At 39.0% G+C, this 251-nt stretch carries 1 pseudogene; it reads right to left on the bottom strand.

What is annotated here, in order from left to right:
- Positions 1–130, bottom strand: a pseudogene (locus JWH17_RS23515) (polysaccharide biosynthesis protein); the annotation flags it as partial.
- Positions 131–251: the final 121 nt, after the last annotated feature.

Raw genomic sequence — 251 nt, 5'->3', positions numbered from 1 at the left:
GATCTCGAATAAGTACAGGTTCCCCCATATCCAACACAAAGATCTCCCCACCTTTACCTATCGCCCCGGCATGGAGTATCAAGCTCACAGCTTCTTGAGTTGTCATGAAGTACCTATTAATTTCAGGGTTTCTCGAATAATTACTACAGCAAAACAAGCGCAAATAGTGTTTTAACTGTCTGAAATATTGATATTATGTTATACTTTTCCATCATCTTCTAAGCCGTTTTTTACTTGATGGAGCCGATATG

The organism is Desulfogranum marinum, assembly GCF_016918565.1.
Taxonomy (GTDB): Bacteria; Desulfobacterota; Desulfobulbia; order Desulfobulbales; family Desulfobulbaceae; genus Desulfogranum; species Desulfogranum marinum.
This window is presented reverse-complemented; position numbering and strand designations above follow the sequence as displayed.